At 66.0% G+C, this 21,949-nt stretch carries 16 protein-coding genes and 2 riboswitches; of the genes, 8 read left to right on the plus strand and 8 right to left on the minus strand.

Annotation, left to right across the window (positions count from 1 at the left end):
• Nucleotides 1–185: 185 nt before the first annotated feature.
• Nucleotides 186–1,748, minus strand: coding sequence for a TerC family protein (locus tag TO66_RS19215; RefSeq protein WP_044463754.1), 1,563 nt, complete (start codon nucleotides 1,746–1,748; stop codon nucleotides 186–188).
• Nucleotides 1,749–2,157: 409 nt separating this feature from the next.
• A complete protein-coding gene (locus TO66_RS19220; protein WP_044463755.1) occupies nucleotides 2,158–3,042 on the minus strand; it encodes a LysR substrate-binding domain-containing protein in 885 nt (294 codons plus the stop codon).
• A 122-nt stretch (nucleotides 3,043–3,164) separates the two neighbouring features.
• Here TO66_RS19220 and TO66_RS19225 point away from each other — a divergent pair, with 122 nt between their 5' ends.
• The 4 genes from TO66_RS19225 (at nucleotide 3,165) to poxB (ending at nucleotide 9,144) form a co-directional block, all read left to right on the plus strand.
• A complete protein-coding gene (locus TO66_RS19225) occupies nucleotides 3,165–3,656 on the plus strand; it encodes a heme-binding protein (protein ID WP_044463756.1) in 492 nt (163 codons plus the stop codon).
• Entirely contained in the window at nucleotides 3,653–5,191 is a 1,539-nt protein-coding gene (locus TO66_RS19230) for an MFS transporter (protein ID WP_044463757.1), read from the plus strand. Before TO66_RS19225 ends, TO66_RS19230 begins: the two co-directional genes overlap by 4 nt.
• Nucleotides 5,192–5,778: 587 nt before the next feature.
• Entirely contained in the window at nucleotides 5,779–7,107 is a 1,329-nt protein-coding gene (locus TO66_RS19235; protein ID WP_080925940.1) for a Wzz/FepE/Etk N-terminal domain-containing protein, read from the plus strand.
• A gap of 288 nt (nucleotides 7,108–7,395) precedes the next feature.
• A complete protein-coding gene (gene poxB, locus TO66_RS19240; protein WP_044463758.1) occupies nucleotides 7,396–9,144 on the plus strand; it encodes a ubiquinone-dependent pyruvate dehydrogenase in 1,749 nt (582 codons plus the stop codon).
• A gap of 24 nt (nucleotides 9,145–9,168) precedes the next feature.
• On the opposite strand, the gene TO66_RS19245 is transcribed toward poxB, so the two are convergent.
• From TO66_RS19245 to cobW, 4 genes are all read right to left on the minus strand, one after another.
• The gene (locus TO66_RS19245; RefSeq protein WP_171820047.1) at nucleotides 9,169–9,771 is read right to left on the minus strand and encodes a VWA domain-containing protein; all 603 of its coding nucleotides are present in this window, start codon (nucleotides 9,769–9,771) and stop codon (nucleotides 9,169–9,171) included.
• A gap of 53 nt (nucleotides 9,772–9,824) precedes the next feature.
• Entirely contained in the window at nucleotides 9,825–10,835 is a 1,011-nt protein-coding gene (locus TO66_RS19250; protein WP_044463759.1) for an ATP-binding protein, read from the minus strand.
• Nucleotides 10,836–10,963: 128 nt separating this feature from the next.
• Nucleotides 10,964–14,737 carry a cobaltochelatase subunit CobN gene (gene cobN / locus TO66_RS19255; protein ID WP_044463760.1) on the minus strand — a complete coding sequence of 1,258 codons (3,774 nt, stop codon included), beginning with the start codon at nucleotides 14,735–14,737 and terminating at the stop codon, nucleotides 10,964–10,966.
• Nucleotides 14,738–14,740: 3 nt separating this feature from the next.
• The gene (cobW, locus tag TO66_RS19260) at nucleotides 14,741–15,808 is read right to left on the minus strand and encodes a cobalamin biosynthesis protein CobW (protein ID WP_044463761.1); all 1,068 of its coding nucleotides are present in this window, start codon (nucleotides 15,806–15,808) and stop codon (nucleotides 14,741–14,743) included.
• A 94-nt stretch (nucleotides 15,809–15,902) separates the two neighbouring features.
• Nucleotides 15,903–16,100: riboswitch (cobalamin riboswitch) on the minus strand.
• Between the two features lie 94 nt (nucleotides 16,101–16,194).
• Nucleotides 16,195–16,417: riboswitch (cobalamin riboswitch) on the plus strand.
• 96 nt (nucleotides 16,418–16,513) lie between these two features.
• Here cobW and TO66_RS19265 point away from each other — a divergent pair.
• The 4 genes from TO66_RS19265 to cobM all read left to right on the plus strand — a co-directional run bounded on the left by TO66_RS19265 (nucleotide 16,514) and on the right by cobM (nucleotide 18,650).
• The gene (locus TO66_RS19265; protein ID WP_044463762.1) at nucleotides 16,514–16,702 is read left to right on the plus strand and encodes a CbtB-domain containing protein; all 189 of its coding nucleotides are present in this window, start codon (nucleotides 16,514–16,516) and stop codon (nucleotides 16,700–16,702) included.
• A gap of 11 nt (nucleotides 16,703–16,713) precedes the next feature.
• Entirely contained in the window at nucleotides 16,714–17,412 is a 699-nt protein-coding gene (locus TO66_RS19270) for a CbtA family protein (RefSeq protein ID WP_044463763.1), read from the plus strand.
• Nucleotides 17,409–17,822, plus strand: a complete 414-nt coding sequence (locus tag TO66_RS19275; RefSeq protein WP_044463764.1) for a cobalamin biosynthesis protein — start codon at nucleotides 17,409–17,411, stop codon at nucleotides 17,820–17,822. The genes TO66_RS19270 and TO66_RS19275 overlap by 4 nt, the downstream gene beginning before the upstream one ends.
• Before the next feature lie 81 nt (nucleotides 17,823–17,903).
• The gene (gene cobM / locus TO66_RS19280) at nucleotides 17,904–18,650 is read left to right on the plus strand and encodes a precorrin-4 C(11)-methyltransferase (RefSeq protein ID WP_044463765.1); all 747 of its coding nucleotides are present in this window, start codon (nucleotides 17,904–17,906) and stop codon (nucleotides 18,648–18,650) included.
• A gap of 142 nt (nucleotides 18,651–18,792) precedes the next feature.
• Here the strand turns inward: cobM and nfuA are convergent, their stop codons facing one another.
• A complete protein-coding gene (nfuA, locus tag TO66_RS19285; RefSeq protein ID WP_044463766.1) occupies nucleotides 18,793–19,377 on the minus strand; it encodes a Fe-S biogenesis protein NfuA in 585 nt (194 codons plus the stop codon).
• Between the two features lie 201 nt (nucleotides 19,378–19,578).
• Nucleotides 19,579–21,870, minus strand: coding sequence for a fatty acid cis/trans isomerase (locus tag TO66_RS19290; protein ID WP_044463767.1), 2,292 nt, complete (start codon nucleotides 21,868–21,870; stop codon nucleotides 19,579–19,581).
• Between the last annotated feature and the right edge of the window lie 79 nt (nucleotides 21,871–21,949).

Genomic DNA, 21,949 nt, shown 5'->3' on the forward strand with positions numbered 1-21,949 from the left:
GCTGCAAGAACCAGGGCGCGTGGAGACACGAGGCCAGTCTGCGACAGCCGTACGGGAATGATAATCAGCCGCAGTATTGAAAGCTTTTAAGCAAAACTTAATCAGTCACTCTTGCCGCCCAGCGGCCATACGCCAGGCAAAAAAAAGCCGGACTCGCGTCCGGCTTTTTTCCCTTGTCTGCTGCGTCAGTCGGCGTCCAGCCGTTGTAGCAGCACGCGTGTCACCCGGCGCTCTTCCACCGTCAGCACTTTCAGGCTCCAGCCTTCCCAGACCAGTTGGTCGCCGATCACCGGCAAGCGGTCCAGCAGGCTCATCACCAGCCCGGCGAGGGTCTGGTAATCGTCGCTCGGCTCGGCGTGGAAGCCGGTGCGCTGGCGGATCTGCGTCAGGTTCAGGGCGCCGCTGACGGTGAAACCGCCCTGCTCTTCGACAATGTCAGGACCTTCGATTTCGCTGGCGTCGGGCAGCTCGCCGGCGATCGATTCGAGGATGTCGGTCATCGTCAGCACGCCGACGAAGTCGCCGAATTCGTTGATCACGAAGGCGATGTGGGTCGAGGCCTGGCGCATCTGCTCCAGGGCGTTGAGGATCGAGAAGCTGTCCAGCAGGTTGAGGGTGGTACGCGCCAGGTGCGCCAGGTTCGGCTCGTGGCCGGCCAGGTATTCCTTGAGCAACTCCTTCTTGTGCACGAAGCCCAGCGGCTCTTCCACCGCGCCGTCGCGAATCAGCGGCAGGCGCGAATAGGACGAATGCATCAGCTTGGCGCGGATGGTCTCGGCATCGTCGTTCAGGTCGATGGCGTCGACGTCGGCGCGCACCGTCATCAAGGTGCGGATCGGCCGTTCGGCCAACTGCAGCACGCCACTGATCATCACCCGCTCGCGGCGGTCGAACAGCTCGGCGCTCGGCGCCTCGCCATTGTCCAGCAGGTCGGCGATCTCCTCGCCCACTTCCTCCACCTCCAGGCGGCGGCCGCCCAGCAGGCGCAGCACCGCATGGGCCGTGCGCTCGCGCATCGGCCGCAGGCCCTGCATGGACTTCTTGCGCCGGGCCCGGGCGATCTGGTTGAACAGCTCGATCAGGATCGAGAAACCGATGGCCGCGTACAGGTAGCCTTTAGGGATGTGGAAGCCCAGGCCTTCGGCGGTCAGGGCAAAACCGATCATCATCAAGAAGCCCAGGCACAGCATGATCACCGTCGGGTGGGCGTTGACGAAGCGGGTCAGCGGCTTGCTGGCGACGATCATCAGGCCGATGGAAATGATCACCGCGATCATCATCACCGCCAGTTCGTCGACCATGCCCACGGCGGTGATCACCGCATCCAGGGAGAACACCGCGTCGAGCACCACGATCTGCGCGACGATCGGCCAGAACAGCGCGTAGGCGGCATTGCCGGTGCGCTGGCTGACGTGGCCCTCGAGGCGTTCGTGCAGCTCCATGGTGGCCTTGAACAGCAGGAACACACCGCCGAACAGCATGATCAGGTCACGGCCGGAGAAGCTCTTGCCGAACAATTCGAACAGCGGCTCGGTCAGGGTCACCAGCCAGGAAATGCTCGCCAGCAGGCCCAGGCGCATGATCAGCGCCAACGACAGACCGATGATGCGCGCCCGGTCTCGTTGATGCGGCGGCAGCTTGTCCGCGAGGATCGCGATGAACACCAGGTTGTCGATGCCCAGCACCAGCTCCAGCACGATCAGGGTCAACAGGCCAAGCCAGGCCGTGGGATCCATTATCCATTCCATAAAACGACTCTATCTCTCCAGTGAATTCAAACGGCCAGGCACGGCAAGGCGAGGCGACGTGGCCTTTGGACCGCGAACGAGGACCAACGCGCAACAGACGCGACAAGCGGCGGCGAGCAGTGGAAAACAGGAAGTGCGGCGCCAGGGCCGTGCCTCATGACAGGTGCAGGGCACCCTGAGGCGAATCGAGGGGGGAAAGGCTGTGGTGACCCGGGATAAGGACGACCGGGAGGCTCCAAGAGGGTGTTCATGCAAGTCCTGTGAGGAAAAACGGACTTGAATCCTACAACCTCAAGGGAAATTTCCTATCGGGAATTTATTTCAAGATCTTATCGGGCCCTTAATGCGGCCAGCGCCGGCTGCCTCGCTCCCCGTCCACCCGCCGACAGCCTGGGGCCTGCAAGCCACTCTATTGCCTCTCGCCGCGAGATTGCTTGCTGACTTGCTCGATATACCGCGCCACCGCCGGCGCCTTTTCGAAACGACGATGGATCAGCGACAGCCAGGACGCCGCCGCGCTGCCTTGCACGGGCCGGTACAGCACATTGGGCAGGCCCACATGCCCGACCACCGACTCCGGCACCAGCGCCACGCCCTGTCCCAGGGACACCAGGGCCAGCACCGCCACCAGGCCGCCGGGTTGCGGCCCCAGTTTCGGCGCATAGCCCCCCTCCGCAGCGACCTGCAGGGTGCCGCTGATCTGCTCCGGCAGGATGAAACACTCGTCGCGCAGGTGCACCGGGGCAATTTCCGGCAGGCGGCACAGCCAGGACTGCGCCGGCAGCGCCAGGACGAACCCCTCGGCGTCCAGGCGGATGGCCTCGACCCCTTCGGGCAGGGTCATGGGCGAGCGGATGTAACCGATGTCGAATCGCCCTTCGGCCACCGCCGCGGGCAAGGTCGCCATGGGGTGTTCGCGCACGTTCAGGCTGACGTCCGGGCAGTGCTGGCTGAAGCGCTGCACCTGCTTCTGCAACAGCCCCGAATACACCGCCGAAGCGACATAACCCAGTTCGATATGGCCGATCTCGCCCCGCCCGGCCCGCTGGGCACTGCGCTGGGCGAATTCGAACTGACGCACCGTGGCCTCGGCCTCGAGCATCAGCGCCGCGCCCGCCTCGGTCAGGCTGACTTCGCGCTGCTGGCGCACGAACAGACGAGTGCCCAGCGCCTGCTCCATGTCCTGGATCTGCCGGCTCAGGGTCGGCGGTGCAATTCCCAACTGCTCGGCGGCGCGGGTGAAATTGCGCTGCCGGGCCACGGCCAGAAAATAACGAAAATGGCGGATTTCCATGGGTTCGCTCGCTCGTGACTCCTGTGTTAGCTCAAAGGTAATGAAGTGCCCCGACTCGCCTAACAATCTGCGCAAAAGCTGGGGCTAAGCTGGCCGTACCTTCACAGTAGAGAGAGCGAGCCATGTCGGTCAAACCCCTGATTCTGGCACTGATCACCAGCTGCGCGATCCCCGGCGCCTTCGCCGCGGATAAAAGCGCCGGCGTTGCGCAAAAGGCAATCCTTGACCTGGGCACCGCCCAGCAACTGCTCAAGGCCGCCCAGGAAACCGCCGCGGCCAGGGGCTGGCCCTGCGCCGTGGCGATAGTCGACGACGGCGGCTGGCCGATCCTCACCGCCCGCATGGACGGCGCGCCGGTGGTGTCCGGCATCGAGCTGGCCCAGGGCAAGGCGCGGACTTCGGCCTTGTTCAAGCGTCCTTCCGGCGACCTGGAAAACGCCATCAACGGCGGGCGCCAGGCGGCCATCACCTCGGGCCTGCTGATGATGAAAGGCGCGCAGCCGGTGCGGGTCGATGGCCAGGTGGTCGGCGCCATCGGGGTCAGCGCCGACACCCCGGCCCACGACGACGAAATCGCCCAGGCGGCGCTCGCCACCCTGGGCCCACGCTCATGAGGCCAGCCAGCCCGCGCCAGACGCTGCTCACCGCGTCCGGCGTGTGCTCGCTGATCGTACTCGACACCAACATCGTCGCGGTGACCCTGCCGAGCATCGCCCGCGACCTGGGGGCCAACTTCGCCGATATCGAGTGGGTGGTCAGCGCCTACATGCTGGCGTTCGCCGCCCTGCTGCTGCCGGCCGGCAGCCTGGCCGACCGCTTCGGGCGCAAGCGCACCCTGCTCTGCGGCCTCGGGCTGTTCATCCTCGCCTCCCTGGGCTGTGGCGCCGCGCCCAACGTGCTATTGCTGGATATCGCCCGGGCCATCAAGGGCGTCGGCGCGGCGTTGCTGCTGACCTCGGCCCTCGCCACCATCGGCCATACCTTCCATGACGAGGTCGAACGGGCCAAAGCCTGGGCGTTCTGGGGAGCGTGCATGGGCGTGGCGATGACCGCCGCGCCGACCCTCGGCGGCCTGATTACCGAATTCGTCGGCTGGCGCTGGATCTTCTACCTCAACCTGCCGGTGGGCGGGTGGCTGGTGCTGATGGTACTGCGCACGATCCCCGAGTCGCGCGATACCCAGGCCGCGCGCCTGGATCCCTGGGGCAGCCTGGCCTTCAGCGCCAGCCTGCTGTGCCTGATCTGGGGCCTGATCGAGGCCAACCGCATCGGCTGGGGCCACCCCCTGACCTCCGCCCGGCTGCTCGGCGGCGTGGCCCTGCTGGGGCTGTTCGTCTTGATCGAGCGGCTGCAACGGCGGCCCATGGTCGACCTGCAGTTGTTCCGCCACCCACGGTTCATCGGCGCGCTGCTGGGGATGTTCGCCTACGCCGGCTGCGCCCAGGTGATGATGACGCTGCTGCCCTTCTATTTGCAGAACGGCCTGGGGTTCTCGGCCATTGCGTCCGGGCTGGGCATGCTGCCGTTCGCCGTGACCATGCTGGTCTGCCCGCGCCTCGGGGTCGGCCTGGCATCGCGTTTTGCCCCCGCCACCCTGATGGCCGCCGGCCTGACGCTGGTCGGTAGCGGCAACCTGCTGGCGGCCTGGGCGGTCCATGCGGGCGGCTACCCGGGCTTCGCCCTGGCGATCGCGGTGACCGGCGCCGGTGCCGGCCTGCTCAATGGCGACACGCAGAAAAACATCATGGCCTGTGTCCCCCGCGACCGCGCCGGCATGGCCTCGGGCCTGAGCACCACCATGCGCTTCAGCGCCATCATGCTGGCCATCGGCGTATTCGGCGCGCTGCTCGGCAGCCATACCCAGCAACGCCTGCACGCCAGCCTCAGTGACGCCGCAGCCCCCTGGCTCGACCAGGCCCCGGCCCTGGCCTCGCGAGTGGTGGCCGGCGATATGCTCGCCGCCCTGGCGCTGCTACCCGACGCCGCGCGGCCAATCGTAGAACCGCTGGCGCGCCAGGCCTTCGTCGACGGTTTCGGCGTGGTGCTGTGGGCCGCCGGCCTCCTCGCCCTGATCGCCGCCCTGACGGTCGGCACGCTGATGCGCAAGCCGCTTCCGCGCCCGACGGGGGCCATGCTGGGAATGGAATGACGCCGACCACTGCACAACCGGGTGCGGCCCCCTGGCACAAACCGCCGTATCCATTATTCATGACCGACGAGTTCTGTTATTACCCACACAAACTGAGGGTTATTTGGATAATCGCTGATTATCACGGGACGCATTCGCCCTATTAAGGGGCATCGATAAACTTCACCAATAGAAATATCCGGCGTTGCACGAAGAAACAGCGAAAGGCAAAGATTAATTATGTCGGTTTGATTAAATTCGTATGTTTATCCTCCCGAGCATTGCTGTAATATTCGTGCGCTTAACGTTCTTACTTCGTTCATGGCCATTCGCCTGCAAGGCTGGAAGTTACGTTAAACAGGCGCTCGGCATCGGACAGTCACTTCCTGGCATATTCCGGGGAGTGCTCGCTCCACCTCTCGCGCAGGAAAACGCCCCCTTCTTCATGGTTTTTTCTGGCGACGAGTATCGATGCCCGCCCATCGGCAAGGAGCCTCGTCACTGGGGGCGGCCTCTCCATGTACAGCTCTTGGGGTTCAGTGCATGGGAGGTGAGGATTCACATGAATTAGAGGTGTGCTGATTTTGAATATTGTTCCCCGGCCTCAGATGAATGCTGACGCGGACGAAATCGATCTGTTTGCGTTGTTCCAATCCGTTTGGCAGCAAAAGAAGCTGGTCATTGGTTGTACCGTCGCAGTGACGCTGGCGGGCCTGGCTTATGGATTGTTCGCGCCCCGCGTATATGAAGTCAGCAGTGTATTGCGCCCCGCCGCGCTGAATGAACTCGACGCCCTCAATCGCTCGGAAGTCTACAAGCTGCCGCCTGCCGATGCGCTGGCCAAGGTGGGCGCCGCGCTTGAATCCTACGAGACGCGCCTGGAGTTCTTCCGTTCGCACCAGGACCTGTTCCAGGCGTTCAAGCGGCCGGGACAGACCCTCGAACAAAGTTTCGAGGACTTCAACCGCGACTCGATCAAGCTGATCCTGCCGGACCCCAAACAAGCCAGCGCCCTGAGCAGCTATATCAGGCTGGAAATGCAGTATCCCAAGGACATCGACGGCGTAGCGATCCTCAACGGCTTCGTCGATTACGCCATCGACGCCGAACGCGATCGCATCGGCGCCGACCTCAAGGTCATCGTCAACAACCGGCTCAACGAGCTCAAAGGCAAGATCGCCGCGGCGCGCTCCAACTACGAAACCGACAAGGAATCGAAAATCGCGACCTTGCTCGAGAGCGACAACATTCGCCGCGCGCAACTCGAAGACGAACTCAAGGGCTTGCGCCTGCAGTTGAAAGAACAGCGCAAGGACCGCCTGGCCGAACTGGCCGAGGCGATCTCCATCGCCAAGTCGATGGGTATCCGTACCCCGACCACGCCATCCTCGATGTCCGACGCCTCGCGCGCCGGTTCGACCCAGGTCATACGCACCGAAGTCACCAATCAGGATATTCCGCTGTACTTCATGGGTTACGAAACCCTCGAGGCCGAGCGTGCGGCCTTGCAGAAACGCACCACCGACGACTTCACTGAAAAGCGCATCGCCGAGATCGGCAAGGAACTGCAGATGCTGCAGGTCAACCGTCAGGTACAGGAGCTGAACAAGCGTTCCAACGAGGATATTTTCCTGAAGGACGTCTTTCCGCTGCGTGCTGAAGTGGCCCGCCTGCGTAACCTGAATATCGATATGGACCGGTTGAAGCTGGTGACCATCGATCGCAAGGCTTTGCAGCCGGTCAAACCGATCAAGCCCAGAACAGCGTTGATCACAGCGGTGTCCTTTGTGCTGGGCATGATGCTGGGGGTGATCATTGCCCTGCTTCGCCATTTGATCCGCTCTCCCAGGGCCGATCAGGACCAGCTACAGGCAACCCCAGTGCTGCTGGACCAGTCCGGCAAGGTACGCGGCAAAGGCGAAGACACGCCGTCATAAGCCGTTCGGCCTGTGACCTGTAACACCCCTTGGGCGACCCGCAACGGTCGCCCAAGTCATTTTCGGCCCCTGTAAACGCAGGCCGCGCGCCTCAAACGCCACCAGCAATTGGCGGGAGTTGTTCCAGGCTGAACCCGGCCTGCTGCCCGATCGGTCGTACCTGACTCGGCGTCCCCACCCAAACACAGGCCATGAACCGATAATCGCCAGTTCGTGGGAATCATCGGCGCTCGGCGGAGGTCCTTTCTTGATCGGAAGGACATCTCACACCGACAGCTGGAGAACTCCATGGCGAAAATCACGATTGCCCAGCAACTGGCGACCACCCTCGAGCAGGCCGGGGTCCGGCGTATCTGGGGGCTGACCGGCGATAGCCTGAACGGACTGAGCGACGCGCTGCGCAAGATGGACAGCATTCGCTGGATGCATGTGCGACACGAGGAAGTGGCGGCCTTCGCCGCCGGGGCCGATGCCGCGGCCACTGGCGAGCTGGCGGTCTGCGCCGGCAGCTGCGGGCCGGGCAACCTGCACCTGATCAACGGGTTGTTCGACTGCCACCGCAACCATGTGCCGGTGCTGGCGATCGCCGCGCAGATCCCCTCCTCGGAAATCGGCCTGGGCTACTTCCAGGAAACCCACCCGCAGGAACTGTTCAAGGAGTGCAGCCACTTCGTCGAACTGGTGAGCAACCCGGCGCAGATGCCCCAGGTGCTGCACCGAGCCATGCGCGCCGCGCTGCTCAAGCGCGGTGTGGCGGTGGTGGTGGTTCCCGGTGACGTGGCCTTGCAGGAAGTCGAGGACGACCTCAAGCCGTGGCCCGCCCTGGCGGCGCCGCGCACCTTGCCCGCGCCCCATGACCTCGACCAGTTGGTGCGGCTGCTGAGCCATGGCAAGGCGGTCACCCTGCTGTGCGGCAGTGGCTGCGCCGGTGCCCATGACCAGGTGGTGGCCCTGGCCGATGCCCTGGGCGCCCCCGTGGTGCATGCGCTGCGGGGCAAGGAGCACCTGGAATGGGACAACCCTTTCGATGTCGGCATGACCGGGCTGATCGGCTTCAGTTCGGGTTATCACGCGATGCTCAACTGCGACACCCTGGTGATGCTCGGCACCGACTTCCCCTACCGCCAGTTCTACCCCGGCCAGGCGACCGTGGTGCAGATCGACCGCAACCCGGAGGCCCTGGGCCGGCGGGTGCCCCTGGACCTGGGCATCGCCGCAGACGTCGGCGAGACCCTCGCCGCCCTGTTGCCGCGCCTGCCCTACAACGGCGACCGGCGGTTCCTCGAGGAATCCCTCGAACATTACCGCAAGGCCCGCCAGGGCCTGGACGACCTGGCCCGGCCCGCGGCCGACGACCGGCCGATCCATCCGCAGTACCTCACCCGCCTGCTCAGCGAGTTGGCGGACGACGACGCGATCTTCACCGCCGATGTCGGCACCCCGACCGTCTGGGCCGCGCGCTACCTGAAAATGAACGGCCGACGCCGTCTGCTCGGCTCGTTCAACCATGGCTCGATGGCCAACGCCATGCCCCAGGCCATGGGCGCCCAGGCGGCCTTCCCCGATCGCCAGGTGATTTCGCTGTCGGGCGACGGCGGTTTCAGCATGCTCCTGGGGGACTTCATTTCCCTGGCGCAACTAAGGCTGCCGGTGAAAATCATCGTCTACGACAACGCGTCCCTGGGCTTCGTCGCCATGGAGATGAAAGCCAGCGGTTACCTGGACACCGGCACCGACCTGCACAACCCGGATTTCGCCGCGATGGCCAACGCGATGGGCATCCTTGGCATCCGGGTCGAGCAGTCCAATGCCCTGGAGGGCGCCTTGCGCACCGCCCTGGCCCACGATGGCCCGGTGCTGGTGGATGTGGTCACCGCGACCCAGGAGCTGGCGATGCCGCCGGCCATCAAGCTGGAACAGGCCAAGGGCTTCAGCCTGTACATGCTCAAGGCCGTGATGAGCGGACGCGGCGATGAAGTCATCGAACTGGCCAAAACCAACTGGCTGCGAGGAATGGTGGAACGCACATTGCGCTGACAACCTCGCAGGCGCACATCGTCCTCACAGGCCGTCGATGTGCCGGTACTCCGCCGCCAGCCGCTGCGCCAGTTCGCGCGCGCGGCCCAGGCGGATCGGCCCGCGCTCGATATCGATCAGCAAGGTCGGACAGCCCAGGGCGGCCGGCGCCGGCAGGTGTTTCAGGCGCCCGTCGGTGAGCAGCAGCACCCGCTGCCGTTCGGCCGGGTAGCGGCGCTGCCGGGCATCCAGCCACTGCCCCGCCTCGGCCAGGGCCGCCAGCAACGGCGTGCCCCCGCCGGCCCCCAGCCCGTCGAGCCAGTCGCGCAGATCCCTGGACGCTTTCAAGCCCTGCACCTGCCAGTTCGGCGCGCGGCCGCTGGCGGTCAGCAGCGCCAGGCGCGTGCGCTGGCGGTAGGCATCGTCGAACAGCTGCGCCAGCAGGCCCTTGGCGTCGCTCAATGCCCGATGACGGTGGGTCGAGGCCGAGGCGTCGACAATCACCAGCCACAGCTCATGGGGCGAGCGGCTGCGCAGGTGCCACAACAGGTCGTCGCGCTGCCGAGGCCGGCCGTTGAGCAGGGTCCCCGGCCAGTTGATCGAGCCCTGGGCGGCCGTGCGGCTACGACCTTGCCGCCCCTTGTCCAACCGTCCGGCGCGGGGCCTGGCATCCGCCCCCGCGTCGGACCGGGGGCGGATGCCTAGGGCTTTTTTGGCCAGCTCGGCACGTCGCGGCGGGCGCCAGTGGGCAGCGCCCGGGCCGGCAGCTCGCCCCACTGGCCCTGGCCTTCGGCGGGGCTGCTGGAGGGTGCGGCGGATGCCGGGCCGGACGCCGGCGGCTGTTGCGCCGTGCTCGGCGGGAGGTCGCGCCGGCGATGGCGCAGGGCGAATTCGGCCACCGCCTCGATATCCTGCTCGTCGATCGCCCGGGCACCGCGCCAGGCCGCATGGGCCCGGGCGGCTCGCAGCCAGACCAGGTCCGCGCGCAGGCCGTCGACCCCGGCGGCGAAACAGCGCTCGGTAATGCGCTCCAGCGCCCGGTCGTCCAGTTCGATGTCCGCCAGCACTTGCCGCGCCTGTTGGCAGCGTTCGCGCAAGGCTTGCTGCTCGGCCGCCCACTGTGCGCAGAACGCCTGGGGGTCGCTGTCGAAATCCAGCCGCCGGCGAATGATCTGCCCACGCTGCCCCGGTGGCGTCTGGCCGCCCATGGCGACGTTGAGGCCGAAGCGGTCGAGCAACTGCGGGCGCAACTCGCCCTCCTCCGGGTTCATGGTGCCGATCAGTACGAACCTGGCCGCATGCCGGTGGGAAATGCCGTCGCGCTCGACCAGGTTGGTGCCGCTGGCGGCCACATCCAGCAGCAGGTCCACCAGGTGGTCCGGCAGCAGGTTCACTTCGTCGACATAGAGCACCCCGCCATCAGCCTTGGCCAGCACGCCGGGGGAAAACTGCGCACGGCCTTCGCCCAGGGCCGCGTCCAGGTCCAGGGTGCCTACCAGGCGCTCTTCGGTGGCGCCCAGGGGCAAGGTGACAAAGGTGCCGCTGGCCAGCAGGTCCGCCAGGCCCCGGGCCAGGGTCGACTTGGCCATGCCGCGCGGCCCTTCGATCAGCACCCCGCCGATCTTCGGATCGATGGCCGTCAGGCACAGCGCCAGTTTCAGGTCATCGGCGCCGACCACGGCGGACAGCGGGAAATGTGGGGTATCGCTCATGTCGGTTCTCGGTTCGGTCGGGTCAGGTGTTGGCTGGGAGGCCCTTATCGCGGGCAAGCCTCGCTCCTACGGGAATACGGTGTAGGAGCGAGGCTTGCCCGCGATCGAGGACGCAGTCCTCGGGTCCGTCAGGAGTCTTCCTCGATATCCAGCAACAGGTTTTCCAAGGCCTCGCGGTACTCGCCCGGCTCCTGCCACATGCCGCGCTGCTGGGCCTCGAGCATACGCTCGGTCATATCGCGCAACGCGTGGGGGTTGTGCTGCCGGATAAAGTCGCGGGTCGCCGGGTCCAGCAGATAGGCGTCGGCCAGCAAGGCGTACTGGTGATCGTCGATCAAGGCGGTCGTGGCATCGAAGGCGAACAGATTATCCACGGTGGCGGCCATTTCAAAGGCCCCCTTGTAGCCGTGGCGTTTCACCCCGTCGATCCACTTCGGGTTGGCTGCGCGCGAGCGAATCACCCGGTTCAGCTCTTCCTTGAGGCTGCGGATCTTCGGCAGGTCCGGCTGGCTGTGATCGCCATGGTAACTGGCGGCCTGGGCGCCACTGAGGCTCTCCACCGCCGCCAGCATGCCGCCCTGGAACTGGTAGTAGTCGTTGGAATCCAGCAGGTCGTGCTCGCGGTTGTCCTGGTTCTGCAGCACCGCCTGCACCTGGCCCAGGCGCCGGGCGAACTGGCCACGGGCCGCCGTACCCTCGTCGGACCCGCCATAGGCATAGCCGCCCCAGTTCAGGTAGACCTCGGCCAGGTCCTCGCGGCTCTGCCACAGGCGCCCGTCGATCGCGCCCTGTACCCCCGCGCCATAGGCACCGGGCTTGGCGCCGAAGATGCGCCAGCCGGCCTGGCGTCGGGCCGCCTCGGCGTCCAGCCCGGACTGCTCCAGCGCCTCACGTTCGGCGCGGATTTTGGCCGCCAGCGGATTGAGGTCGTCCGGTTCGTCCAGCGCGGCCACCGCCTGCACCGCGGCGTCGAACAGCCGGATCAGGTTGGCGAAGGCATCGCGGAAGAACCCCGACACCCGCAGCGTCACGTCCACCCGCGGCCGATCCAGCAGGCTCAGCGGCAGAATCTCGAAGTCATCGACCCGCTGGCTGCCGGTGGCCCATACCGGGCGCACGCCCATCAGCGCCATGGCCTGGGCGATGTCGTCGCCGCCGGTACGCATGGTTGCCGTGCCCCACACCGAGAGGCCGAGCTGGCGCAGGTGGTCGCCATGGTCCTGCAGGTGCCGTTCGAGGATCAGGTCGGCCGACTGGAAGCCGATGCGCCAGGCGGTGGTGGTCGGCAGGTTGCGCACATCCACCGAATAGAAGTTGCGCCCGGTGGGCAGCACGTCCAGGCGTCCGCGGCTCGGCGCGCCACTGGGGCCAGCCGGAACGAAACGCCCATCCAGCGCGTCCAGCAGGCCGCCCATCTCCGCCGGGCCGCAGGCGTCCAGGCGCGGTGCCACGACGTCGCGCAGGCTGTCGATGATTGCCTTCACCTCGTCCCAGCCGGGCGCGCGCAACTGTTCGACCTCGCCTTGCAGCGCCGCTTCGATCAACTGCCCGGCATACAGCTCCAGGCGCTCGCGCGCATCGCCCGCGGTGCGCCACAGCTGCTCGCTGAGCGCTTGCAAAACCTGGGGCCGGCGACCGCTCCAGGGTTCGGCCAGGGCACAGTCCAGCGGATCGAAGCCCAGCTCGAACGCCTTGGCCAGGGCCCGCAACAGGCTCGACTGCGCGCCCTTGCCATCGCCCCGCGGAATGCGCAGCAAGGCCAGCAAGGTGTCGATGCGCAAACGGCCGGCGGGCGATTCGCCGAACACATGCAGGCCATCGCGAATCTGCGATTCCTTCAGGTCGCACAGGTAGGTGTCCAGGCGCGGCAGCCAGAGCGCCGCGTCGGCCTCGCCGTCGAGCTGCCCATCCAGTTGCAGCTCGCGGTCGATCTGGGTCAGGCGCACCAGCTTGAGAATGTCTTTCTGCAATTCGCGGGCACGCCGCGGGTCGAGCAACTGCGCTTCGTAGTACTCGTCGGCGAGCAGCTCCAGGTCACGCAGCGGGCCATAGGTTTCGGCCCGGGTCAGCGGCGGCATCAGGTGATCGATGATCACCGCCTGGGTCCGGCGCTTGGCCTGGGCACCCTCGCCTGGGTCGTTGACGATGAACGGGTAGATATTCGGCAGCGGCCCCAGCAGCAGGTCCGGCCAGCAGCTCTCCGACAGGCCGACACCCTTGCCCGGCAGCCATTCCAGGTTGCCGTGCTTGCCGACATGGATCACCCCATGGGCGCCATAGGCCTGGCGCAGCCAGAAATAGAACGCCAGGTAGCCGTGGGGCGGCACCAGGTCCGGGTCGTGGTAGACCGCGCTCGGGTCGACCTGGTAACCGCGCGCCGGCTGGATGCCGACGAAGGTCAGGCCCAGGCGCAGGCCGGCGACCATCATCCGCCCGCTGCGGAACATCGGATCGTTCTCCGGACAGCCCCAACGCTCCAGCACCGCCTGGCGGTTGGCCTCGGGCAGCGCGTCGAACAGCGCCTGGTATTCGGCCAGCGCCAGGCTTTGCTGGCAGGGACGCAGGTCGAGGCTGTCCAGATCGTTGCTGACCCCGCCCAGCAATTGCTGGATCAGCGCCGTACCGCTGGCCGGCAACTCGGCCGGCAGCGGATAGCCCCGCGCGTGCAGGGCGCGCAGGATATTCAGCGCCGCCGCCGGCGTGTCCAGGCCCACGCCGTTGCCGATGCGGCCATCGCGGGTCGGGTAGTTGGCGAGAATCAGGGCGATACGTTTTTCGCCATTGGCCAGCCGCGCCAGGTCGACCCAGCGCCGCGCCAGTTCGGCGACGAAGTCCATGCGCTCGGGGGCCGGGCGATAGCAGACCACGTCCGACTGGCTGCGCTCGCTGCGCCAGGCCAGGTCCTTGAAGCTGATGGGGCGGCTGATGATGCGCCCGTCCAGTTCCGGCAAGGCGATGTGCATCGCCAGGTCGCGCGGGCCCAGGCCCTGCTCGCTGGCGCGCCAGCCGGGTTCGTTGTCCTGGGCGCAGATGGCCTGGATCACCGGGATGTCGCGGCGGAACGGCCGCAGGTGCGGCGCCTCCGGGCTGGACTGGGCAAACCCGGTGGTATTGAGGATCACCGCCGCCTGCACCTCATCCAGCAGCTCCTCGACCACCGTCAGGCAGCCGGGCTCCTTCAGGCTGGCCAAGGCCACCGGCAACGGGTTCAAGCCCGCTGCCTGCAAGCGTCGGCAGAATTCATCGATAAAGGCGGTATTGGCCGCCTGCAGGTGCGAGCGGTAGAACAGCAACGCCGCCACCGGCTGACCGGCCTGCCAGTCGGCCTGCCAATCGCCGAGAGCGGCGCTGCCTGTGTTCGGGTGGTAGATCGCGGTGCGCGGCAGGGTCTGCGGCTCGGACCAGGGGTAAGCGCGCCCCAGCCAGCCACTGGCCAGGCACCGGTACAGGTCCAGCGCATTGCCCAGGCCGCCCTGGCGCAGGAAATGCCAGAGACGCTCGCGATCGGCGGCAGGCACCGTGCTCAAGTCGCTCAGTTCCGGGTCCGGACGGTCGTCGCCCGGCACCAGGATCAACTGCACGCCGCGCTGCGCCAGTTGCACCAGTTGCTCGATGCCGTAGCGCCAATAGGCGATGCCGCCGTGCAGGGAAACCAGGATCATCTTGGCATGGCGCAGCACCTGGTCGACATACAGGTCGACCGATGCATGGTTTTGCACCTGCATCGGGTTGGCCAGGCGAAAACTCGGGTAGTCCTCCGGCAACTGCCGGGCCGCTTCGGCCAGCAGCGCCAGGCTGGAGTCGCCGCTGCACAGGATCACCAGCTCGGCGGGGGTTTGTCCCAGGTCGGCAATGTTGTCATCCGACACGAAACCGCCGGGCTGGGTCCTGAGCAGGTGCATGGCTTACACGCTGAGCGCGGCGCGCAGTTGCGCCTCGAGTTGCACCGCGTCCAGCTCCTGGCCGATCAGCACCAGGCGCGTGGTACGCGCCTCATCGGCGCCCCACTTGCGGTCGAAGTGCTTGTCGAAACGCGTGCCCACGCCCTGGATCAGCAGGCGCATCGGCTTGTTGGGGATCGCCGCAAAACCCTTGACCCGCAGGATACCGTGCTTGACCACCAGTTGCGTCAGGGCGTCCAACAGCAGGCTTTCGTCGGCCTCGGGCAGTTCGATGGAGATGGAGTCGAAGGCGTCGTGATCATGATCATCGTGGTCGTCGCCGTCATGGTGATGGTCATGGTGGCTGTGACGGCCGTCGATGTGCTCTTCCGAACCGTTGCCCAGACCCAGCAGCACGTCCAGCGGCAGGCGGCCGCTGCTGGCCTCGATGACTTTCACTGCCGGCGGCAGCTCCTCGGCCACTTCCAGGCGCACCTTGGCCAGGTCGGCCGGGCTGATCAGGTCGGCCTTGTTGAGAATTACCAGGTCGGCACTGGACAGTTGGTCGGCGAACAATTCGTGCAGCGGCGACTCATGGTCCAGGTTCGGATCGAGCTTGCGCTGGGCGTCGACCTGGTCCGGGAAGGCGGCAAACGTGCCGGCGGCCACGGCCGGGCTGTCGACCACGGTGATCACCGCGTCGACGGTGCAGGCGCTGCGGATTTCCGGCCACTGGAAAGCCTGGACCAGGGGTTTGGGCAGGGCCAGGCCGGAGGTTTCGATGAGGATATGGTCGAGGTCGCCACGACGCGCCACCAACTCGCGCATCACCGGGAAGAACTCCTCCTGCACGGTGCAGCACAGGCAGCCGTTGGCCAGCTCGAAGACCCGGCCGAGCGCTTCTTCCTCGGTGCAGCCGATGGAGCACTGTTTGAGGATCTCGCCATCGATGCCCAGCTCGCCGAACTCGTTGACGATCACCGCGATGCGCCGGCCCTGGGCGTTATCCAGCATGTGCCGCAGCAAGGTGGTCTTACCCGAGCCGAGAAAGCCGGTGACGATGGTGACGGGAAGTTTGGCCAGTGTTTTCATCGGATGCCCTTTGGCAAGGTGGCGGGCATACGGGACGAGACCGCGCAGGCAGGTGCACGGAAGAGTTCGCCACCGGATCACCCCGCCCGGTTGTAGTGAGAATCGGGTCCGAGGCAGGTCTCCTGGCTGACGGCGCGCCGGTCGTTCGACTGGCGAACGATGCGCCTTCCCGCCGCCTGGCAGTGGCCTTGCATCGTTCATCACCGTTTACAGTTGCGGGGGCAGCCGCGGCTTACCGCGTTCCCGTCTTAGCTTCGGCAGACGCCGAAGAACCTCGAAAGCGCAAGGCTACGCAGAGCTTGCAGGCCGGTCAATGTCCATGCCGCGCCGGGACCTGCGAAAACGAGAACCCTTGCCAATTGACGCCCCTCCCTCGCCCATGCTCTCCTACACGCCTTGTTACGGGTGCCCTTCACAGGGTGAAACGGGAAACCGGTGCGTCACAGGCCCAAGGCCTTGATCAGTCCGGTGCTGCCCCCGCAACGGTAAGCGAGCGAAGAATCAGATCCACTGTGCCAGCAGTCCGGCATGGGAAGGCGATTCTTGCAGGCCAGGCGCCAGCCCCGCCCCTCGCGAGCCCGGAGACCGGCCCGCCATACAGTCATGACAACCCGCGGTGGGCGGGCGCTGTTGATTCCCCGCGGGCCTGTCTCGCGGGGTTTTGCTGCGCTCGATCCAACCGCTGACACCCCAGAGGGAAGCGCCATGTCGAGCATCAGCAGCACCAGCCACTCCGCCAGCACCACGACCACCCTGAGCCAACGCCTGATCGCCGCCATCGGTGCCTCGGTCCTGGGCGCGTGCCTTGTGTATTTCGCCGGTTTCTCGCACATCGAAGCGGTGCACAACGCCGCCCACGATACCCGCCACAGCGCCGCCTTCCCTTGCCACTGAGGCCTGTCGAGATGATCAAGCGTATCGCGCACACCGCGGGTTTCGCCGGCTTGCTGGCCGCCCTGCTGCTGACCCTGCTGCAGAGCTTCTGGGTCGCCCCGCTGATCCTCCAGGCGGAAACCTACGAGAAGGCCCCCGCCGTCGAAACGCATGAACATGCCGCCGGCACCGCCGCCCATAGCCACGACGCCGAAGCCTGGGAGCCGGAAGACGGCTGGCAGCGCGTGCTGTCCACCACCGGCGGCAACCTGGTGGTCGCCGTGGGCTTCGCCCTGATGCTGGCCGGCCTCTACACCCTGCGCGCACCTAATCGCACGTCCCAGGGCCTGCTCTGGGGCCTGGCCGGTTATGCGACCTTCTGCCTGGCACCGACTCTAGGCCTGCCGCCCGAGCTGCCCGGCACCGCCGCCGCAGACCTGACGCAACGGCAGATCTGGTGGGTCGGCACCGCCGCCTCCACCGCCGTCGGTATCGCCCTGATCGTGTTCGCCGGCCACTGGCTGCTGAAGGTGCTGGGCGTGGCCATTCTCGCCGTGCCGCACCTGATCGGCGCGCCGCAGCCGGAAGTGCATTCGATGCTCGCTCCGGAGGCCCTGGAAGCGCAGTTCAAGATCGCCTCGCAGCTGACCAACGCCGCGTTCTGGATGGCCCTGGGCCTGATCAGCGCCTGGCTGTTCCGCCGCAAGGGCGACGATCGGTACAGCGCATGACCGACGCCGGCACCATGCCGACCCTGGTGGTCGGCCTGGGCTGCCAGCGGGGCTGCCCGGTGGAAATCTTGCGCGCCCTGCTCGACCGGACTTTGAGCACCCACCGGTTCGAGCGCGCTCAGATCAGGGCGCTGGCCAGCATCGACCTGAAACGCGAGGAACCCGCCCTGCTGGCCCTGGCCGCCGAACTGGAGGTGCCCCTGGGCTGTTTCAGCAGCCAGCAGCTGGCGCCTTATGCCCCGCAGCTCAGTCATCGTTCAACGCTTGCCTATGAGCACACGGGGTGCTATGGGGTCGCCGAAAGCGCGGCCCTGGCCCTGGCCGAACACCTGGCCCGGCGCCCGCCGAAACTGCTGGTGCCGCGGCAAAAATGCCCCCAGGCGACCCTCGCCTTGGCCTGCGCCGGGTAAATCTTCGATAATCCCCGCCGCTGATCATGAGCAATCTTCATCTGTGAGGTTGCATCGCCCCTTTTTTCCCAGGAGAACGCCATGACCGTCTTTTTTATCGGCGCAGGTCCCGGCGACCCGGAACTGATCACCGTCAAGGGCCAGCGGCTGATCCGCAGTTGCCCGGTCATCCTCTATGCCGGCTCCCTGGTGCCCGAAGCCGTGCTGCAGGGGCATCGCGCCGAATTAGTGGTCAACAGCGCCGAATTGCACCTGGAGCAGATTGTCGAGCTGATCGCACAGGCCCATGCCAAGGGCCAGGACGTGGCCCGGGTACACTCCGGCGACCCGAGCCTGTATGGCGCCATCGGCGAGCAGATCCGCCATCTGCGCGAGTTGGGCATTCCCTTCGAGATCGTCCCCGGCGTAACCGCCACCGCGGCCTGCGCGGCCTTGCTCGGCGCCGAGCTGACGTTGCCGGACGTGGCCCAGAGCGTGATTCTCACCCGCTACGCCGACAAGACGTCGATGCCCGCCGGTGAAGAATTCGCCAGCCTGGCCGCTCATGGCACCACCATGGCCATCCACCTGGGGGTCAACCATCTGCCGAAGATAGTCGCCGACCTGCTGCCCCACTACGGCGCCGACTGCCCGATCGCCGTGGTGCATCGGGCGACCTGGCCGGACCAGGACTGGGTGCTGGGCACCCTGGCGGACATTGCCGACAAGGTGGCGGCCAAGGGCTTTCGCCGCACCGCGCTGATCCTGGTGGGCCGGGTGCTGGCCACGGACAGCTTCAGTGAGTCGTCGTTGTATCGCGCAGGGCATGCGCATTTGTATCGCCCTTGAAGAGCATCGCGGGCAAGTCGGATCGCCGCCCGCTCGCTCCTACAGTAGGAGCGAGGCTTGCCCGCGATAAAGGCACCACAGACTTTCAGGCATAAAAAACGGCGCTCACGGGGCGCCGTTTTTTCTGTTCGCAGCGAACGCCTTAGTAGTAGGCGTTTTCTTTCTGCGTGTGGTCGGTGACGTCACGCACACCCTTGAGCTCGGGAATGCGCTCGAGCAGGGTGCGCTCGATGCCTTCCTTCAAGGTCACGTCGGCCTGGCCGCAGCCCTGGCAACCGCCGCCGAATTGCAGCACGGCGATACCGTCGTCGACCACGTCGATCAGGCTGACCTGGCCGCCATGGCTGGCCAGCCCCGGGTTGATCTCGGTCTGCAGGTAATAGTTGATGCGCTCGTTGATCGGGCTGTCGGCGTTGACCATCGGCACCTTGGCGTTCGGCGCCTTGATGGTCAGTTGGCCGCCCATGCGATCGGTGGCGTAGTCGACCACCGCATCGTCGAGAAAACCTTCGCTGAAGGCGTCGATGTAGGCGGTGAAGCTCTTCAGGCCCAGGGCCTTGTCTTCGGGTTTCTCTTCGCCCGGCTTGCAGTAGGCGATGCAGGTTTCGGCGTACTGGGTGCCAGGCTGGGTGATGAAGATGCGGATGCCGATGCCCGGGGTGCTCTGCTTGGAGAGCAGATCAGCCAGATAATCGTGGGCAGCGTCGGTAATGGTAATAGCGGTCATGGAAATTCCTCGCAGGCGTTGGCGCAGTTTACGCCAATCGGCGTGCCGGACAAAGTCCTAGTATTTTTGTCGGGATAGACCTTGGTCGATAGCCCTGCGTTGCGCATTCATGCAACGCCAGGACGATTTACCAGGACTCTCGGGCATGGGCCGGGCCGGAACCTGAGGGCTCCAGCCCGGAATTTCAAGCCTGTGGCGCCTTCAGAGGTTCTCGTAGCGGTTCATGTCCAGCACGCCCGCCTCTTTCGGATCGGTTTCGAGGATGTAGCGGGTCTGGTCATGGAAGTACTGCCAGAACTGCGGATGGCTGCGACGGATGCCCCAGCGCTCGACGATCTTCTCGAACCGCTTGGCGTCCTTGGCGTTTTCCATCTGCGCGACGAAATCCGGCACCTGCCCGGCGGGAATGTTGAACATGAAGTTCGGGTAACTGCTGAGCACGCCCGGGTAGAGGGTCAGGGTGTCCAGGCCCGGCTGGTAGCGCAGCGACTCGCCCAGCAGGAACGCCACGTTACTGTGGGCGCGGTTGCGCAGCATGCTGTAGAACACCCGCTTGCCACTCGGCGCCTCGACCCGCAGCATGGTCGCCTCTGGCAGCAGGTCGATGACCCGCATGCCGGCCGCCGGGCGCGACACCAGGCGGCTGAGGGCCTGCTCGGCATTCTGCAGCGCCGGGTCGATGTTCGGCCGCGAGCAGTAGGCGCTGTCGCAGCGATTGATCGGATCGGGATGCGCGTTGAGATCGCCATAACGGTTCAGCAACTGATTGGCGAAATCGCGTTTCGGGTCCTTCTCGTCAAGGACCAGGCCGCTGGCCTTGCTGTCGTCGATGGACTCGTAGTCCAGCCACATCTTGAACTTGCCGCTGTTCTGGTACCAGTCGTCGAGGAAGTCCTCGCGCGTACCGGCGGGCATCAGGCGCAGGAAGTTCTGCTCGGCGCCGTTACGGATCAGGTCGAAGTACAGCCGGGTCTGCGCCTGGTGCGAGACGTTGCCGAACACGTCGAAATTCACCGCCAACTGATAGTAGGTGCGCTCCAGCAGCGGGTAGTCGAACAGCCACATCGTCTGCGGTATCTCGCCGATCAGGCCCTTGGTCACCGAGGCGCTGTCGAAGTGGCGGAAGATGCTCAACAACGCATTGTCGTTACCCGCCCACAGGGTCGACCAGCTCGGCGCCGGCGCGGCGGCGTAGGAATCGCGGCGCAGGACTTCGTACTCGTTGCGCTTGTCGCGATAGGCCAGCCACAGGCTCAGGACACTGCCGACATCGTCGTTCTGCCCGGGCATGGCCAACAGTGGCGTGGCCTGGCCGCGGTAGGCCGGATCGGTGATGTACAGGTCATGTTCCGGGGCCTGGAACAGCGCCCAGAAGTTGTCGCGGATCACGTCGGTGGCGATCTGCCCACGGCACACCGGGCCACGGATAAAGGTGCGCACGAAGTATTCGGCGTTATCCAGCATGAACTGGTAGCGGGCCTTGGCCGGGATCGCCTCGAAGGTCTCGAACGGGTTGGCGCGCCGCCCCGGGCCATAGCCCGGCAATGCGGTGACCTGATAATCGCCGCTGTAGAACAGGGTCTTGATCCGCGCCATCTTCGCCGCGCTCAGCGGGTAGGTGATGTGGGTCTTGTGCACGATCACCCCCTGCACCGGCCACAGGCGGTAATACACCTGGGTGCCCGGGTCGTCGTTGGGCCGACGGGTGTTGATCAGGTCGATCGGCTGGCCGCTCGGCGTGCGCGAACGCACCCACTGGAAGAAATGCCCCGGCTCGCCGCCTTCGAAGTAGATATGGGCGAGGAACCAGTGCTCGAACAGCCAGCGGGCCACCAGGCTCTCGCGGGCGCCGGGGGCGTTGAGCAGGTTTTCCCACTGCAGCACCTGCATCGCTTCCCTGGCGCTCGGGGCCAGGCCCTGTTCGTCGATCGGCGCGCCGGAGGCCAGCCAGCGTTGCAGGGTCTGGTATTGCTGGTCGGTCAGGCCGGTCACCGCCAGCGGCATGCCCTCGCGCGGGTGGGCGCCGGCATAGCCGTCGAATTCCGCCGGTTGTGCGCACATGTTCTCGCGGTTCAGGCCCAGCACGATGTCGTCCGGCAGCTTGGCGTTGGGCTGCAACGGCGTCTTGTGGCCCAGCTCCAGCATGCGCGCCATCAGCGCCGCCTGGCTGCCCTGGGCGTCGAGTACCGAATAGAAGCCCTTGCTCTGCCAGGCCTGCTTGCCGAAGGCGTCGTAGAACAGCCGGGTCGGCGCCTGCGCATCGCTGCGCTCGCCGTCGTACACGGGAATCTTCGAGGCGCCGCGCGCCGCGCCCTCGCCGCTGCCCAGGTTGAGCTGGCAGGCGGAGTCGTAGCAGGCGTGGCAGGCCACGCACTTCTCGGTGAAGATCGGCTGGATATCGCGAGTGTAGGAGATCGCCGGCACGGGACCCTGGGCGCTGGCGACAGAACTTAAAAGCAGCAGGACACTGCCGATGACAACGCGGTAAGACATATCCCTGGTCCAATCCATAAGAAAATCCGGCGATTCTACCGGGCCAGCACCCCGGCCAACATGAGCGATATTCATGGAA

It is taken from the genome of Pseudomonas sp. MRSN 12121 (genome assembly GCF_000931465.1).
Lineage (GTDB): Bacteria > Pseudomonadota > Gammaproteobacteria > Pseudomonadales > Pseudomonadaceae > Aquipseudomonas.